This is a genomic window from Flavobacterium agrisoli (genome assembly GCF_016522065.1).
GTDB classification, from domain to species: domain Bacteria; phylum Bacteroidota; class Bacteroidia; order Flavobacteriales; family Flavobacteriaceae; genus Flavobacterium; species Flavobacterium agrisoli.
In genome coordinates this window covers 849,079-866,431 of sequence record NZ_JAEHFV010000001.1, presented here as the reverse complement: position 1 = coordinate 866,431, position 17,353 = coordinate 849,079, and the positions used below count along the sequence as shown (strand labels likewise).

Here is a 17,353-nt window from a genome sequence, read left to right as displayed (position 1 = left end):
ATTGAGATTTCTGATTTTAGATTTGAAATTGAACAAAGTAATACAAAAATCTAAAATTAAATGAAATTGACTATATTGGGCTGTTATGCCGCAACTCCACGTACCTTTACCAATCCCACAGCACAAGTTTTAGAAATAAAAAACAGACTTTTTTTAATCGATTGCGGTGAAGGAACGCAAGTGCAACTCCGAAAAAATAAAATCAAGTTTTCTAAAATCAACCACATTTTTATTTCGCATTTGCACGGCGATCATTTTTTTGGACTTATAGGTTTAATTTCTACTTTTTCGTTATTAGGAAGAACAACCAAATTGCATATTTACGGTCCTATGGGAATTAAAGAAATCATTTTGCTACAATTGCGATTGTCTAATTCATGGCCAAATTTTGAATTGATTTTTCAGGAATTAACTAATAAAGAAAGTGAGTTGATTTTGGAAGATGATAAAGTAAAAGTACAAACCATTCCCTTAAAACATAGGATATACACCAACGGTTTTTTATTTGAAGAAAAAGAAGGTGACCGAAAACTCAATATCGAAGCGGTGAATAAATACCAAATTGATACTTGTTATTATTTGAAAATTAAAAAGGGAGGCGATATTACGTTAGACAATGGCACGGTGATTAAAAATGAGGAATTGTCTTTTCCTGGAATTCAACCTAAAAGTTATGCTTTTTGCTCGGATACCATTTTTAATGAAACGATTATTCCGAATATAAAAAAGGTTTTTGCCCTTTACCACGAAAGTACGTTTTTACAAACAGAAGCCGAATTGGCAAAAAAAACGTTTCATTCAACCGCTAGCGAAGCTGCTACAATAGCCGCAAAAGCCCAAGTAAGTTATTTGATTTTAGGACATTATTCTACCCGTTACGAAAATATTTCTCTTTTTAAAGAGGAAGCTCAACGTGTTTTTGAAAATGTTCTGTTAGCCGAGGACGGAAAAGTATTTGATTTTGATGCCTTACAATAAAAAATAAAATTATGAGTGATTTAAGCAACTATAGAAAATCGTATGAAAAAAGCGAATTATTAGAAAACACAATTCCGGAAGATCCGATGAATCTTTTTAATAAATGGTTTTATGAAGTGGAAGAATTAGGCGATGGGCGAGATGAAGTCAATGCCATGTCGGTAGCGACAATTGGTTTGGATGGTTTTCCTAAAACAAGAGTAGTTTTGCTTAAAAAATTCAACGAAGAAGGATTTGTTTTTTACACCAATTACAATTCCGAAAAAGGGAAGGCTATTTTAAATAATCCTCATGTTTGTCTGTCTTTTTTTTGGCAAGGTATGGAACGTCAAGTGATTATAAAAGGTATAGCCCAAAAAACATCGGTGAATGTGTCGGATAATTATTTTGAGAGCCGACCAGATGGCAGTAAATTAGGCGCTATTGTTTCCGATCAAAGTCAAGTTATTCCTTCTCGTAGCTATCTTGAAGAAAATTTAAAACAATTAGAACTTGATTATCACGACAAACCCATCGTACGTCCAGAGCATTGGGGCGGATTTATAGTATCGCCTGTTGAAGTAGAATTTTGGCAAGGAAGACCTAATCGCTTGCATGACAGAATTCGGTACCAACTACGAGAAGATTTTTCTTGGACGATCGATCGTTTGGCACCTTAACAGTATTAGTAATTGTAAGTAAAATAATATATAATTTAAAAATCGATGTATTTCATCGATTTTTTTTGTTAGTTAACCGATAAACTACTTAAATTTAAACCAAGAAACAAGATGTAACCTATTATAGTAAAAGCGTTTGCCCCAAACACTACTTTAAATTTAATTACTACATTTATGAAGCCTGCATTTAAAAATTTATTGGTTTGTATTTTTGTGTGGGCTTTGGTTTCTTGTTCTGCCGATTCGTACGCAGAAAATACCGAATTAACCGAAACTTCATTTATTCAGAATGTTGCAGGTAATCCTTTAGTAATAAAATACAGTTACAACGATTTGGAGTTAGAAACACTTCAATTAGTTAATGAATATCGTAAAAGTATCGGATTGAATGAATTGCAAAAAGCAGATTTTATTTCCACTTTATCAAAAGAACATAATGAAGAAATGATTTCGACTAAAACGTTTAATCACAATGGTTTTTCGGATCGTTCTAAATCCATAATGAAAACATTAAGTGCGCGTTTAGTTGCAGAAAATTTAGCTTATAATTACAAATCGCCTAAAGCGACTGTTCAAGCGTGGATAAATAGCCCCGATCATAAAGCGAATTTAGAAGGTGATTTTACTCACTTCGGAATTGCAGTGACTCTTGATGCTCAAACAGGTAAAACGTATTATACCAATATATTTGCAAAATTATAATCTTACTTGGTAAGATTTGAAGATTCCCTTTTTAATTAGTTTTATTTATTAAAACGTTTGTCTTTTGCCGTTAAATTCTTTTAACGGCAAATTTTTTATATAAAAAAAGCGAGAATTTGAATATCCTCGCTTAATAATACATACAAATAATGGCCTATCAAGCCTCTGTTTCTATTGCAAATTCTTCTGTATCAACCAAATCATTTGCAAAAGTTTCGGGTTTAGAGGCTTTCAAAGCATTAAAGCGGTTTAAAGCTTCTAAATCATCTTCATCGCCACTAAAATAAGGGAAAACATCCATAATTCCAGATTCAGAAATTGCCGGAATGGTATAATCTCCCATGGTATTTTTCATGGCAGATACCGTATTGTCATAAGCCTCTTTTACATCGTTGGCTTGTACCAAAAGATACATATTGGTTTTACGTTCTTTTCCACTCTCTTCGTCGTAAGCCACTAGTGAAACTTTCGATTTAAACCAGCGATCGCAATTTTCAAAAGGATGGATTTCGGCTAAATTGGCTACTTTGATCGTAGTGATTTTGAATTCTTCGCTCACATACGCTGCCATTTCTTCGTTAATTCGGGATTCGGCTTCTGTATACGAAATAGCATCAACCAAATAAGGTTCTGTTACTACTTTTTGCGCTCCCGATTCATCCAGTTTTCTATATTTTACTTTGCATTCATACCAAATTGTGCTCATAGTTTTTTTTTAAAGGGGGAGCAAATATAAATTTTCGGACTTATTAATTTGACAATTATTTAAAATAGATATTCACAATTTGCAATAATGCCGTTGTAAATTTGAGTAAGATTTAAAAGGCCATTTTAAATCTTTGTCATTGAGTAATATAGAAATTTTATAAAATATAAGAAACGAGTTGTAAAATTTATAAACACTATCATTTGCAAATTTGTAATACAATAAAATTTAAAAAAAATGGAAACAACAGATATATACAAACGTTTTAATTCATGTTCAAGTAAAGAACCAATTGTAATTAGTGATAATTCAAAACCACTTCAAAATATTGAGCAATATAAAAGCTGGATAGGTGCCGAATTATACCGTGATTATCAAAAAGAGTTTAAAAAAGCTGCATCTCAAGAAACAGAAAGCACGGATAAAGCAGTTAGTTACAATTCGAGTATGGGATATACCGAAGAACTGTTGATCAATGAAGCTTTGATGGGACAACGCAATCGATTTGCTAGTTCGTATTAAATTTAGATTTATTTAATATCCCTTTTAGTTTTACTGACAGATGTAAAAATGTCAGTGTGTCAGTATTGTTTTTACTTCTAAAAGCAGAAAACTGACATTTTACTCTTGTTTTTTAACTTGGCATAAAGATTGACTTATGCAAGAAGAGTTTAAAAATTAATATCAAAATTAAATATATAAAAAATGGGTAAAATAATCGGAATTGATTTAGGTACTACCAACTCTTGCGTTTCTGTAATGGAAGGAAACGAAGCAGTAGTAATCCCTAATGCTGAAGGAAAAAGAACTACACCATCTATCATCGCTTTTGTTGAAGGTGGCGAAATTAAAGTGGGGGATCCTGCAAAAAGACAAGCAGTAACTAACCCTACTAAAACAATTGCTTCTATTAAACGTTTTATGGGACATTCTTTTGCAGAAGTACAAGACGAAGTGAAAAGAGTTACTTATAAAGTAGTAAAAGGTGACAACAATACGCCACGTGTGGATATTGATGGGCGTTTATATACTGCGCAAGAATTGTCAGCAATGACACTTCAAAAAATGAAAAAAACAGCAGAAGACTATTTAGGTCAAACTGTTTCTGAAGCAGTTATCACTGTTCCTGCTTACTTTAACGATGCACAACGTCAAGCTACAAAAGAAGCTGGTGAAATTGCAGGTCTTAAAGTTATGCGTATCATCAACGAGCCAACTGCTGCGGCACTAGCTTACGGATTGGATAAAAAAGGAACTGATCAAAAAATTGCTGTTTACGATTTAGGTGGAGGTACTTTTGATATCTCTGTTCTTGAATTAGGAGATGGTGTTTTCGAAGTATTGTCTACAAACGGTGATACGCACTTAGGTGGTGATGATTTTGACCAAGTTATTATCGACTGGTTGGCAGACGAATTCAAATCAGAAGAAGATGTTGATTTGCGTTTGGATCCAATGTCCTTGCAACGTTTGAAAGAAGCTGCTGAAAAAGCTAAAATTGAATTATCTGCTTCAGCCGAAACAGAAATCAACTTGCCTTATGTAACAGCTACGGCTTCTGGACCAAAACACTTAGTTAAAAAATTATCTCGTTCTAAATTTGAGCAATTAGCAGATTCTTTAGTAAAACGTTCTATGGAGCCTGTTGCTAAAGCATTAAAAGATGCTGGTTTATCAACTTCAGATATCGACGAAGTAATCTTAGTAGGTGGTTCTACTCGTATCCCAAGAATTGTGGAAGAAGTAGAAAAATTCTTCGGTAAAAAAGCATCTAAAGGTGTTAACCCTGACGAAGTTGTGGCTATCGGTGCTGCTATTCAAGGTGGTGTACTTTCTGGAGATGTAAAAGATGTATTGTTACTTGACGTAACTCCATTGTCTTTAGGTATCGAAACTATGGGTGGTGTAATGACAGTTCTTATTGAAGCTAACACTACTATCCCAACTAAAAAATCGCAAGTATTCTCTACTGCTGCTGATTCTCAACCATCTGTTGAAATTCACGTATTGCAAGGAGCTAGAGCAATGGCTGCTGATAACAAAACAATTGGTCGTTTCCACTTAGATGGTATTCCACCAGCACCAAGAGGAGTTCCTCAAATCGAAGTTTCTTTTGATATTGATGCTAATGGTATCATCAAAGTTTCTGCTACAGATAAAGGAACTGGAAAATCGCACGACATCCGTATCGAAGCTTCTTCAGGTTTAACTGCAGAGGAAATCGAAAAAATGAAAAAAGATGCAGAAGCGAATGCTGATGCTGACAGAATTGCAAAAGAAAGAGCTGAAAAATTGAACGAAGCTGATTCTACTATCTTCCAAACTGAATCTCAATTGAAAGAGTTAGGAGATAAAATTTCAGACGAGCACAAAACAGCTATCGAATATGCTTTAACTGAGTTGAGAATGGCACACCAATCTCAAGATCTTGATGCTATCCAAAAAGGATTAGACAATGTAAATGCAGCTTGGAAAACAGCTACAGAAGCAATGTACGCTCAAGGTGATCAAGCTCAAGGAGCTGCACAACCACAAGGTGAAGCACCTCAAGGAGATAACGTTGAAGACGTAGAATTCGAAGAAGTGAAATAATTACTGATTAATATCAGTTAATAATAGGTGTTAAACCGTTGTAAATGTAATGTTTACAACGGTTTTTCTTTTTTTATTTTTTTTTGTTTTTAATATTTTTTGCCATGTATGTGTATGACATTCTAACGGGACTTAAAAAACAATAAAGTTCACTTATGTAAACTTATAGTGCCTTAATTAGGAGATATGGAAGAAAAACTATTGAGTAAACAACGCTTAGCTGCGAATAAGATTTTCTGTTCAAAAGCGTGACTTCATTCAAATGCTCGTCTAAATATTGCATTGAGATATAAAGACTAAAGATACAGCCACTTAAAAAGGAAACACTATCCGATTTTTACCGCCATACTTTATTAGATGTTATTTCAAGTTAAAAATGAATTAGTCAAATTTCTTTTAATGCTGATTTGATTAATCTTTTATTTTAATTAAACCGTTGATTTAATGTGTTTTGAATGGGTGTTTTTAAGTTTGAAAATGTTATTTGAAAAAAATATTTTCACTATCTGCGGAATTATGAAACTAATCTAAAAAATTGTATAACAACTTCCGACTACAAATTGAGGAACTTTGAAATATCAAAACAAAGCAACTCTAGTATAGCATTTAAGTTTAATTTTAATTCGGAAGCAATGAAAAATATCAGTCTACAAACAGCAAAAATGGAAGCCCTTTTTAATGGGTTACAAACAAATTTTGGAGGTGATTTGTCAACCGAAACCAATGAATACGTTTTGCATTTATCTACAGATTTATGTGAAGGAAAAATTGAAGGAATGACTTATGAAGAAGGAATTTCGTATGTACAATTTGACATCACTTTTAACGAGTCGATTTCATTTCATATAAGTCCATCAAAGTCAACACCTATTATTTTGGCTTATTGCTCAGAGGGAATTTTAAACCACCGTTTTAGTGATGATCAAAAAATGCATGTTTTAAACAAATACGAAACTGCAATAGTTACTACGACTAATGTTCAAGAAAACGAATTGTTTTTTGAGAAAGACAAAACGACCAAAATTTTATTGATTTTAGTAGATGCTGCTGCCGAAAAAGCCAAAATGAACAACGGATTAAATGCTGTTTTGTTAGAGACATTTAAAGATTCTTTATCCGAAAATAACAATTTTATTCATTTAGGCCCACCTAATTTCAGAATTGCCGAAAAAATTGAACAACTTAACGCAATTAAACAAAAAGGATTGGTTCGTAATTTATTGAAAGAAGGTATTTTCAAAATTATTTTAGCTTTAGAAATAGAACAACATGCTAATCGTGCCACAGCAAATCAATCGAATGAATATGCTAATATCAGTATTCGTGACATTGATGCGGTGAAACAAGTATCCGAGTTGATCAAACAACAGCCAGATGCGTCCTTTACTATAAAATATTTATGCCAAAAATCAGGTTTGTCTGCCAATAAATTACAAGAAGGATTTAAATTGGTTCACAAACGCACTGTAAATGATTTTATTACCAATGTCCGAATTGAAAAAGCCGAAAACTTAATACGTTGTTCAGATTTGAATATTTCCGAAATTGTCTACAGCATCGGATTTTCTAGTAGAAGTTATTTCTCCAAAATATTTAAAGAAAAATACAATTGCAGTCCAAAAGAATACAAATACAGCCACAATTCGCTAGCTATTACAGCCTAATATATTGAGATTCTCTATTCAAAAAAACAGCTTTCTAATTAGAGCTGTTTTTTTAGTATATAAAAACATTAATTTATAAACATCAGACCTAAGAAAAATTAACGCAATAAAATCAAAAGGTAACTCAAAAAATAGTTTCTTAAAATGTTAAAAAAGATTTGGTAAAATACCCGATTTTAAATCCTAATAAGCATTCTTATTAGTTCTTTTTTTTTACATTTGAAAAGTAGCTTTTTTAAAACCAAATTCAAGTCCTAATTTCAAAACGAAATCGGCATTTTATTGTTTAATTAATCCATCTTTCTGAAAACAGCTTCCCCTAATTATGATTTTAATTGTCGATGATATTGAAGCAAATATAATTGCACTACGTAAAATTTTGGAACTCCATAATCTAGAAGTAGATACAGCAAATTCAGGAGAAGAAGCACTAAAAAAGATTTTAAGAACCGAATATTCTTTAATCATTATGGACGTGCAAATGCCTAAAATGGATGGTTTTGAAGTAGCCGAAATTTTGGCAGGAAACAAAAAAACCAAAGATATTCCGGTGATATTTTTATCGGCTGTAAATAAACAAAAAAAATTCATTTCTAAAGGCTACGAAACGGGCGGAGTGGAGTACATTACCAAACCTGTTGATCCCGATTTACTTATTTTAAAAGTCAAAACTTTTCTTAAAATTTACAACCAACAAAACGAACTTAAAATTGTTCGTGATTTGTTGTCTAAAGAAATAGAAATCAGAAAAAAAGATCAGGAAAATTTAGAAAATATAGTTGCAGAACGAACTAAAGAATTGGTTTTAAAAAACGAAGAATTGGAAATGCGCAACCACGAATTGCAACAATTTTCTTGGGTAGTTTCACATGATTTAAAAGAACCTGTTCGCAAGATTCAAATTTTCATCAAAATCATCAAAGAGAAGTTTTTAATTCAGGAAGAAAAATCGTTAGATTACATCGACAGAACCATTCGCTCGGCCGAAAGAATGCAAAATTTAATTACGGATTTACTTGAATATTCGCGACTTTCTTCAAATGTTTCGCCTCAAGAAACCGATTTGAATTTAATTATAAACGAAGTAATTGCCGATTTTGATTATTTAATAGAAAAAAAGGAAGCTACTATTTTAGTAGATAATATGCCAACTTTAACGGCAATCCCGAGTCAAATGCGACAAATTTTTCAAAACCTTATTGGTAATTCTTTAAAATTTGCCCAAGACGATGTACTGCCTTTAATTCAAATTACTTCCGAATTAATTGCCGAAAAATCCTTTGATAGTGAGGTTTCTGAAAACGGAAATTATTGCAGAATCAAAGTGAAAGACAACGGAATAGGTTTTGATGAAAATTATATTGACCGAATATTTATGATTTTTCAAAGTTTGAATGACCGAAGTGCTTACGAAGGAACCGGAATAGGTTTGGCGATTGCCAAAAAAATTATCGAAAAGCACAATGGTTTAATTACGGCACAAAGTGCTCCTAATAAAGGCGCTACTTTTATCATTATTTTGCCTTTAACCAACCAAATAAATTTACTACAATAATTATTTAGCGATTTACACAATATGAATGGGAATTTTAAAAGAAATGTTTTAATTAGTTCTGGGGTTTCGGTGCTTATTTTATTAATAAGTTCTACAGCCTCATTTTTAAGCATTCGAAGCTTGCTTACCAGTAACGGATTAGTAAATCACACGCAAGATGTGATTTATAACCTAAACGAAGCGAATACGTTATTGTTAGAATCGCAAACAAGTATGCGAGGTTATTTGGTTTCTGGAAAGACGAATTTATTATCTGATTATGAACAAAATGAGATGAAAACCGATTCGTTTTTTAATGTAGTCGAAGAATTAACCGATGATAATCCGAGTCAGCAAAAAAGATTACATCAAATTAAACCGTTGTACCAACAATATTACCGTTTTTTGAATCAAAAAATCCTAGAAAAGAAAAACGGAATGGATTTTTTGGTGAATGATTTGGATCGTGGTAATGAACTAATGTCTAAAATCAAAAACATTAGTAAACTCATCGAAAAAGAGGAACAGGGTTTACTTAAAAAACGTATTTCAGATTCGGAGCGTTATGGCAAATACAGTTCTTTATTAATCATTATAGCCTTCGCGATTGCTCTTTTTATAAGCGTGGTGTTTTTAATTCGGATTTTAAAAGATTATGAACAGCGACTCGAACTGCAGCGTGAATTACAAAAAAAGGAAGAAGAAACCGCCCTGCGTATTGCTACCATTAGTGATGTGGCCTCTCAAATTTCGGAAGGTGATTATGATATTGAAGTAGAAGATAGTTATAGTGATACCTTAGGAAGTGTAAGTAGCTCCCTAAACAATATGGGAAAATCGTTAAAAGAATCTTTTCTGTTGTTGTCGCATAAAGAATGGTTGCAAGCAGGAGTTGCTGAGCTGAATAATGTAATGTTAGGTGAAAAACTTATGAATGTGCTTTCGTACGATATAGTTAAGTTTTTGGCTGTTTATACTAAAAGTAGTGCTGGTGTTTTGTATTTACTAAAAAGCGATACCTTACACGCCGCTGCGGGATACAGCCATATTATTACGCCTCAACGTGAAAAATTTAAAGTAGGTGAGGGGTTAATTGGAGAAGCAGCTCTTTCTAACGATTTATTAGAATTAAAAACTATTGATTCCAATGATATTCAAATTTCCTACGCTTTAGGCGAAATTAAACCCAAACATGTAGTAGCTTTTCCTGTAAAAGATAACAAAGTAGAAGGGGTTATCGAGTTGGCCAGTATTTATGGTTATACTGATTTAGATTTGGATTTCTTAAGACAAGTTGCTAATAATATTGGTATTGGCTTGCGTGCTACTTTAAACAGAAAACGTTTAAGTGATTTATTAGAAGAAACACAAGCACAATCCGAAGAATTACGTATTCAACACTCCGAAATGGAGGCAATAAATGCCGAGTTAGAAGCACAGACTGAAAAATTACAAGCTTCGGAAGAAGAACTTCGTGTGCAACAAGAAGAATTGCAACAAACTAATGAAGAATTGGCCGAACGCAGTGTTTTATTAGAGGAAAAGAATACCGAAATTCAGAAAAAATCAGAAGATTTAGAAATAACCACGCGTTATAAATCAGAATTTTTGGCAAATATGTCGCATGAGCTGCGTACACCGTTAAATTCAATTTTGTTATTGAGTCGATTGTTGGCAGAAAATAATGACGACAATATGAATGACGAACAAATTGAATTTGCTAAAGTAATTCAGAGTTCCGGAAATGGATTGTTAGGTTTAATTGACGAAATTCTAGATCTTTCTAAAATTGAAGCTGGTAAAATGGAATTGGAGTTTTTAGATGTTTCGGTTAAAGAAATTACCGATACGATGAAAAACCTTTTTTCGGAAGTAGCAAAGGAAAAAAATATTGGCTTTAAAATTGTAACCGATCATGCGCCATTGGTAATTAGAACCGATAAGATGCGATTGGAACAAATCATTAAAAATTTGATTTCGAACGCAATTAAATTCACGACCGAAGGAGAAGTTACTTTAGAAGTAAAACTCGATCCCGAAAATAATAAAACAATTTGTTTTGTAGTAACCGATACCGGAATCGGAATTCCATTAGCCAAACAACCTTTGATTTTTGAAGCTTTCCAACAAGCAGATGGTTCTACCAAACGTAAATATGGCGGTACTGGTTTGGGATTATCAATTAGTCGCGAATTGACTAAATTGTTAAAAGGAGAAATCAAATTAAAAAGTACCGTAAACCAAGGAAGTGAATTTACACTTTGTTTACCTGTTTATGGAAATAAAGCATCAAAAAAAATAAAAGAAATCGAAAGCGACGATGCCACCATTTTATTACCTGAAACGGCACATCCTGTTGTCAAAAAGTTTATTAGCGCCACTATTCCAGATGAAATAGAGGATGATAGAAACGATGTAAACCCAACGGATAAAGTAATTTTAATTGTTGAAGACGATATCAATTTTGCTAAATCATTACTAAAGTTTACCCGAGCGCAAGGTTATAAAGGTATTGTGGCAGTTCGAGGAGATTATGCTTTAAATTATGCGTTATTATACAAACCAATCGGTATTTTATTGGATATCGAATTGCCGATAAAAAGTGGTTGGGAAGTGATGGAAGATTTGAAAGGACATTCGCAAACGCGTCCAATTCCGGTGCATATTATGTCATCTCACAAAGTAAAACAAGAAAGTTTGTTAAAAGGCGCAGTTAACTTTTTAGACAAGCCAGTCGCTTTTGAAAAGATTCCGTCTATTTTTGAAAAAATTGAGCAGATTATAAGTAAAGAAGCGCAAAAAGTATTGATTATTGAAGACAATCCACATCATGCAAAGGCATTGGCTTATTTCTTAGAAACCTATAACATCAATTCTGAAATTAAAAGCGAAATTAATGAGGGTGTAAATGCGTTAACAAAAACCAATGTGGAATGCGTAATTTTGGACATGGGAATTCCAGACAAACAAGCCTATGATATTTTAGAAGGCTTGAAAAAAACACCAGGACTTGAAAATTTACCTGTAATTGTATTTACAGGAAAAAGTTTGTCGATGAAAGAAGAGGTGAAAATTAAAAAATACGCCGATTCGATTATTGTGAAGACTGCTCATTCGTATCAAAGAATGCTTGATGAAGTTTCGTTGTTTTTACATTTGGTTGAAAGCAATAAAGATGCTTCAAAAGTCAATAAGAAACTCAATATGTTAAACAATATTTTGAATGGTAAAAAAGTATTAATTGTAGACGATGATGTTCGAAATATTTATTCGTTAACCAAATCATTAGAAGTATTTAAAATGAATTGCATTAGTGCTATCGATGGAAAAGAAGCTTTAGCGATGTTAGAAGAAAATCCAGATACCGATGTAGTATTACTCGATATGATGATGCCAAACATGGATGGTTACGAAACTGCCGAACGCATTCGGAAAAATCCATTATTCAAAAAATTGCCTGTGATTGCAGTTACGGCAAAAGCCATGACAGGCGATAGAGAAAAATGCATTAAAGCAGGAGCTTCAGATTATATTACCAAACCAGTTGATGTGGATCAGTTGCTTTCGTTGTTACGTGTGTGGTTATATGATAAAATAAACTAAAATTAGTATTGGATAATGAGCCCTAAGAGAATATTAATTATTGATGATGATTCACGAAATATTTTTGCTTTAACCGCAACGTTGCGAGCCAAAAAGTTTGAATGTGTTTCTTGTTTAAGTGCCGAAGAGGCCATAAATAAATTAAAAACAGATGAAGTTTTTGATGCTATTTTAATCGACATGATGATGCCCGAAATGGACGGGTACGAAGCAATTCCCCAAATCAAAAAAATACCTACAAGAAAAGATGTATTAATAATTGCCGTAACCGCTCAAGCCATGGTAGGAGATCGTGAAAAATGCCTACTAGCAGGAGCCGATAATTACATATCAAAACCTATCGATGTAGATAAGCTATTAGAGGCATTGGCTATGATTTAAAGATATTATGATAGAAGATAAAGAGTTAGATTCACTTATAAATGAAGTGTTTGAACATTATGGATTTGACTTCGGAAATTATTCAAAAGCATCGCTTAAAAGGCGTGTGGATAGATTATATCAATTGGATGGTTTCAGCCATTTCTATGAATTTTTATACCGAATTCGTTCCGACGAAGAATATTACAAGCGTTTAATAGAAGAAGTTACCGTTAACGTCACCGAAATGTTTCGTGACCCCAGTTTTTATGCTGTTTTACGAAATGAAATAGTGCCTTTATTGGCCACAAAACCTTTTGTACGGGTTTGGCATGCTGGTTGTTCTACAGGCGAGGAAGTCTTTTCGATGGCCATTTTGCTTAAAGAAGCGGGTTTGTTACACAAAGCACTTTTGTATGCCACGGATATTAATGCAAGCGTTTTAGAAACCGCCAAAAAAGGCGTATTTCCGTTACGAATGATGAAGTTGTATTCGGAAAATTATATGGCTTCGGGCGGTACCGAAGATTTTTCATCGTATTACAGTGCCAATTTTAACATTGCGAAATTCAATACCGAATTATCTGATAAAATGGTTTTTTCGCAACACAATTTGGTTTCGGATACTTCGTTTAATGAGTTTGATTTGATTTTGTGCCGAAATGTATTAATTTATTTTGATAATAATTTGCAATCACGTGTAATCCAGTTGTTTGACGATAGTTTATCCTTATTAGGATTTTTAGCATTGGGTTCTAAAGAAACCATTAAATACACAGGAGGGAGCAATAAATTTGTTCAGTTGCGAAAAGAAAAAATCTGGAAAAAGATAAAATGAGACGAAGATGTAAATTATTAATCATTGGCGGATCTGCGGGAAGTTTACAAGTTTTGATAAACATTCTGCCTAAAATTGTTTTGCCAATTCCTTTTGCTATTGTAGTAGTTGTGCATCGTAAGAATACCTATGATACTATTTTGGAAGATTTAATCGCCTTGAAAACAATGATTCCGGTAGAATATGTTGAAGATAAAACCGTTTTGGCACCTGGAATCATTTATGTGGCACCCTCAGATTATCATTTGCTTTTTGAGGATAAAAATACACTTTCGTTGGATGGTTCTGAAAAAGTAAATTACAGTCGACCGAGCATTGATGTGTCATTTGAGTCGGCTGCCTTGATTTTTAAGCAAGAATTGGTTGCTATTTTACTTTCGGGAGCCAACGCCGATGGCACGAAAGGAATGCAAACCATACAAGAAGAAGGCGGTGTTACCATAGTACAAAGACCCGAAACAGCCGAAATTCCGTACATGCCCGAATATGCTATTCAAAATTCGAATCCCGATTTTATTTTTACAGAAGATGAAATTGTAAATTTTGTAAACTCTACTATTCAATAAACCAAAATATCATATTTGCTTAGCAAACCTTTCACTTCATTTTTTGAAAATTGTGCTTTTTTAATTTTTGTTATAGTCGGATCAATACTGTAATTGAAACTGCTAACAAAGTTTGTTTTATTGGCATTGGCTTTGCTAAATTCAGCGCGATACAAGTCGCATTCAATAAAATGTAAACCCGAAATGAGCGCATCCATAAAATCGACCGCTACCAAACTACTTTTAATAAAAGAAGCATTTTTTAGATTGAGCGAATAGAATTTGGAGAAATTAAGTACGCAATTTTCGAAGTTGACTTCAAATATTTTACGGTCACACATGGCAAAATTCACGCCTTTTATCTCGCAATTCTTAAATAAAACAGTTCGAAATGAAACATGGTTTATTTGTGCATCGTTAAAATTGCAACCTAAAAAAAAGCAATCTATAAAAGCATTTGCTTTAAAACTACATGCCGAAAATACACAGTTTATAAAAGTACAGCCTTCAAATTCTTTGTAGTTTAATTCATTTTCCGTAAAAACAAGATCCTGATAATTTTTATCTGCAATGTACTCTGACATTCTTTAGTAGTTTGAAAGCAAAAATAATAAAATAAGCCTGTTTTACACTCTTTCGTAATCGGGTTTCCAATTTACTATATTTTTTTTGATGGTTTTAGCAGACCATTTCTCGGAAATTGTTTTCTGAATTAAAAGGATTAATTCTTCATCAGGCGCAAAACGTAAAGCGAAAATTTGACCATCATTGAGTTGCGTTTCCAATATTTCAAATCTTTTTCCGGTTAAGGCAAAATAGCGATAACGCATTTCGAGTTTCACAATGCGATTTTGTAAAGTCAAAGCATAATGTTGGCGCAACATAAAAGATAAGATGAAAACAAATACCAGCAGGATTACGATAAAAGTCCAGATTAATGGTTCACTGGAATTATAGCCATAATAACAAGCTAACCCAATAATAATCATTAAAATCGGGTAAAATACAAAGTGATGTGGCGTGTAAAAACGAATATGGTTGGAGTAGGATTGTGTTTGCATGATTTATTTTTTCTTAAAATTAATTTTTTTAAGTGCCATTTAGTTTATATAATTTCAAAAAAAAAGTGCAAGATTTTACTTAATCTTACACTTTGAATAAATAATTAGTTAATTGAATTTAGTAAGCTGACATATAATTTTTTCGCTAAATGTGTTTTTAAAGGGATTATCTTTTTGATTTACATAAAGTTAAATAAAAAATATTTTGTAAGAAACAAGATGTAAAATTTTTGTTAAAAAATATTTTTGTATATTAAAGCAGCATTTTATACAAATTCAAATTAAGTGTATTAGGTTTTTTTGACGTACTGCGTGATAATTACAATTTGTTGTCCATCAACTTTTCCTTCAATATATTCAGCATTTTCATGGTCTAATCTGATGTTTCGTACTGCAGTACCTTGTTTGGCTACCATACTCGAACCCTTGACTTTTAAATCTTTAATTAAAACCACAGAATCGCCATGTTCTAAAATAACACCATTGCAGTCGCGATGTACTAATTTGGTTTCGTCTTCATCTGCCACTCCCGATTTTGCCCAAGCTAAAGTTTCTTCATCTAAATACATCATTTCAAGTAATTCTTGCGGCCAATCTTCGTTGCGTAAATGATGTAGTAAGCGCCAACTCAAAACTTTTACTGCTTGATGTTCACTCCAAATACTATCATTTAAACAGCGAAAATGATTAGCATCTATTTGCTCCGGATTTTCAGTTTGGTTTAAACACTTTTCGCAAACTAAAACAGATTCGTCTAATCCACCTTTTATAGTAGGCAAAAGCGTATAAACACTTAGATTATCAACACTAGAGCAGATTTCGCATTTGGATTGGCTTCTTTGGTGTAATTCTTTTTCTAAATTCATTTTTTATTTTTTTGTTACAAAAGGCTTCGTAACCTTATTTTTCATTAACTCGTACCGCTTTTGGAACCAATATTTCGTATTCGCCTCCATTTCGTAATACATCGCGAACAATACTGGAACTGATGAAAGAAGTTCTAGCAGCCGTTAACAAGAAAACAGTTTCTATTTTGGATAATTTTCGGTTGGTATGTGCAATGGCTTTTTCAAATTCAAAATCGGCCGGATTTCGCAAACCTCTCAAGATAAAATCAGCTTTTAAACGATGGCACAAATCAATTGTTAAACCTTCGTATGTAACCACTTTTACTTTTGGTTCGTTTTTAAAAGTTTCTTCAATAAAACGCTTGCGGTCTTCTAAAGAAAACATGTATTTTTTTTCGGCATTTACTCCAATGGCAATTACAATTTCATCAAATAACGAAATAGCTCGGTTGATGATGTCTTCGTGACCTAAAGTAATAGGGTCAAACGAACCCGGAAAAATAGCTTTTCTCATGTAATAATGGGTATTGATTTTAGCAAAGGTACAAGGTTTGGGTGAAAAGTTAAGCCTACGCTTTTCGAATTGTATTAATGGCTTCGACCCATTCGGTATGGTTACAATTGGAACAATTGGCTTTTGTCGGAGTTAAATTGGAAACTTTTCCACAAAAAGCACAAGCATACAATCCGTTTTTGGTGATTATAGCAGATTTTTTATCATACAATTGAGGCAATATTGGCAATCCAAATTTAACTTCGTCATCGGGATAATAAAAAGCACTTATTTCGCCACTGGTTTCTACATAAGCATTTTTTATTTGGCCCAAATGTTCAATTGATTTCATGCGTAATTCTAAAAAAAATTCATCTTGAGCAAGACTTTCTTTTTTGAAAGAATCTAAAGAAAATTCGCCATCGTCAATTATACATTCGGTTTTGCCTTCAATAAATTTTTCAAATTTTTTGCTTTTACTAGTTAGCCATGTAATGGTTTTGTAGAATAAAATGATGATTACAATTACCACTACAGCGGGTAAAATACCCACATCTTCATACAGCATTGGGTCTCCTGCAGCCGAACCTAAGGCAATTATAATAACAGTTTCGAAAACAGAAAGTTGGCGCACACCTCTCTTGCCGGCAATTTTAAGTGCCAGTAAAAGAATGGTAAACATGATTAATGATCGAAACACAACTTCGATTAGAAATAGTGAGGGCAAATCATTTAATAAGATTCTTTTCCAATCGATTGTAATCATTCGG

General features: G+C 33.0%; 17 protein-coding genes. 11 read left to right on the top strand and 6 right to left on the bottom strand.

Features of this window, described 5'->3' with window-relative positions:
• Nucleotides 1-60: 60 nt before the first annotated feature.
• The 3 genes from I5M07_RS03670 to I5M07_RS03660 all read left to right on the top strand — a co-directional run bounded on the left by I5M07_RS03670 (nucleotide 61) and on the right by I5M07_RS03660 (nucleotide 2,339).
• A complete protein-coding gene (locus tag I5M07_RS03670; protein ID WP_200104836.1) occupies nucleotides 61-978 on the top strand; it encodes a ribonuclease Z in 918 nt (305 codons plus the stop codon).
• An 11-nt stretch (nucleotides 979-989) separates the two neighbouring features.
• Entirely contained in the window at nucleotides 990-1,637 is a 648-nt protein-coding gene (gene pdxH / locus I5M07_RS03665; RefSeq protein WP_200104835.1) for a pyridoxamine 5'-phosphate oxidase, read from the top strand.
• Between the two features lie 174 nt (nucleotides 1,638-1,811).
• A complete protein-coding gene (locus tag I5M07_RS03660) occupies nucleotides 1,812-2,339 on the top strand; it encodes a CAP domain-containing protein (RefSeq protein ID WP_200104834.1) in 528 nt (175 codons plus the stop codon).
• Between the two features lie 157 nt (nucleotides 2,340-2,496).
• Here the strand turns inward: I5M07_RS03660 and I5M07_RS03655 are convergent, their stop codons facing one another.
• Nucleotides 2,497-3,045: a DUF4494 domain-containing protein gene (locus I5M07_RS03655; RefSeq protein ID WP_200104833.1), complete on the bottom strand. Its 549-nt coding sequence runs from the start codon at nucleotides 3,043-3,045 to the stop codon at nucleotides 2,497-2,499.
• A 237-nt stretch (nucleotides 3,046-3,282) separates the two neighbouring features.
• Between I5M07_RS03655 and I5M07_RS03650 the strand changes: the two genes are divergently transcribed.
• From I5M07_RS03650 to I5M07_RS03615, 8 genes are all read left to right on the top strand, one after another.
• A complete protein-coding gene (locus I5M07_RS03650) occupies nucleotides 3,283-3,567 on the top strand; it encodes a hypothetical protein (RefSeq protein ID WP_200104832.1) in 285 nt (94 codons plus the stop codon).
• A gap of 183 nt (nucleotides 3,568-3,750) precedes the next feature.
• A complete protein-coding gene (gene dnaK / locus I5M07_RS03645) occupies nucleotides 3,751-5,637 on the top strand; it encodes a molecular chaperone DnaK (RefSeq protein WP_200104831.1) in 1,887 nt (628 codons plus the stop codon).
• A 632-nt stretch (nucleotides 5,638-6,269) separates the two neighbouring features.
• Nucleotides 6,270-7,301: a helix-turn-helix domain-containing protein gene (locus I5M07_RS03640; RefSeq protein WP_200104830.1), complete on the top strand. Its 1,032-nt coding sequence runs from the start codon at nucleotides 6,270-6,272 to the stop codon at nucleotides 7,299-7,301.
• A 325-nt stretch (nucleotides 7,302-7,626) separates the two neighbouring features.
• Nucleotides 7,627-8,856: a sensor histidine kinase gene (locus I5M07_RS03635; protein ID WP_200104829.1), complete on the top strand. Its 1,230-nt coding sequence runs from the start codon at nucleotides 7,627-7,629 to the stop codon at nucleotides 8,854-8,856.
• Between the two features lie 21 nt (nucleotides 8,857-8,877).
• Nucleotides 8,878-12,438, top strand: a complete 3,561-nt coding sequence (locus I5M07_RS03630) for a response regulator (RefSeq protein WP_200104828.1) — start codon at nucleotides 8,878-8,880, stop codon at nucleotides 12,436-12,438.
• A 15-nt stretch (nucleotides 12,439-12,453) separates the two neighbouring features.
• Entirely contained in the window at nucleotides 12,454-12,819 is a 366-nt protein-coding gene (locus I5M07_RS03625) for a response regulator (protein WP_200104827.1), read from the top strand.
• Nucleotides 12,820-12,826: 7 nt separating this feature from the next.
• Nucleotides 12,827-13,636: a CheR family methyltransferase gene (locus tag I5M07_RS03620; RefSeq protein WP_200104826.1), complete on the top strand. Its 810-nt coding sequence runs from the start codon at nucleotides 12,827-12,829 to the stop codon at nucleotides 13,634-13,636.
• The gene (locus I5M07_RS03615; RefSeq protein WP_233621930.1) at nucleotides 13,633-14,202 is read left to right on the top strand and encodes a chemotaxis protein CheB; all 570 of its coding nucleotides are present in this window, start codon (nucleotides 13,633-13,635) and stop codon (nucleotides 14,200-14,202) included. The genes I5M07_RS03620 and I5M07_RS03615 overlap by 4 nt, the downstream gene beginning before the upstream one ends.
• On the opposite strand, the gene I5M07_RS03610 is transcribed toward I5M07_RS03615, so the two are convergent.
• The 5 genes from I5M07_RS03610 to I5M07_RS03590 all read right to left on the bottom strand — a co-directional run bounded on the left by I5M07_RS03610 (nucleotide 14,196) and on the right by I5M07_RS03590 (nucleotide 17,349).
• The gene (locus I5M07_RS03610) at nucleotides 14,196-14,765 is read right to left on the bottom strand and encodes a pentapeptide repeat-containing protein (RefSeq protein WP_200104825.1); all 570 of its coding nucleotides are present in this window, start codon (nucleotides 14,763-14,765) and stop codon (nucleotides 14,196-14,198) included. The two genes, I5M07_RS03615 and I5M07_RS03610, sit on opposite strands and share 7 nt — an antisense overlap.
• A 42-nt stretch (nucleotides 14,766-14,807) precedes the next feature.
• Nucleotides 14,808-15,242 (bottom strand): DUF6526 family protein, encoded by a 435-nt coding sequence (locus I5M07_RS03605; RefSeq protein WP_200104824.1) that lies wholly within the window; start codon nucleotides 15,240-15,242, stop codon nucleotides 14,808-14,810.
• A gap of 290 nt (nucleotides 15,243-15,532) precedes the next feature.
• The gene (locus I5M07_RS03600; protein ID WP_200104823.1) at nucleotides 15,533-16,108 is read right to left on the bottom strand and encodes a PhnA domain-containing protein; all 576 of its coding nucleotides are present in this window, start codon (nucleotides 16,106-16,108) and stop codon (nucleotides 15,533-15,535) included.
• A gap of 34 nt (nucleotides 16,109-16,142) precedes the next feature.
• The gene (gene coaD, locus I5M07_RS03595) at nucleotides 16,143-16,604 is read right to left on the bottom strand and encodes a pantetheine-phosphate adenylyltransferase (RefSeq protein ID WP_200104822.1); all 462 of its coding nucleotides are present in this window, start codon (nucleotides 16,602-16,604) and stop codon (nucleotides 16,143-16,145) included.
• 55 nt (nucleotides 16,605-16,659) lie between these two features.
• Entirely contained in the window at nucleotides 16,660-17,349 is a 690-nt protein-coding gene (locus I5M07_RS03590) for a DUF421 domain-containing protein (RefSeq protein ID WP_200104821.1), read from the bottom strand.
• Between the last annotated feature and the right edge of the window lie 4 nt (nucleotides 17,350-17,353).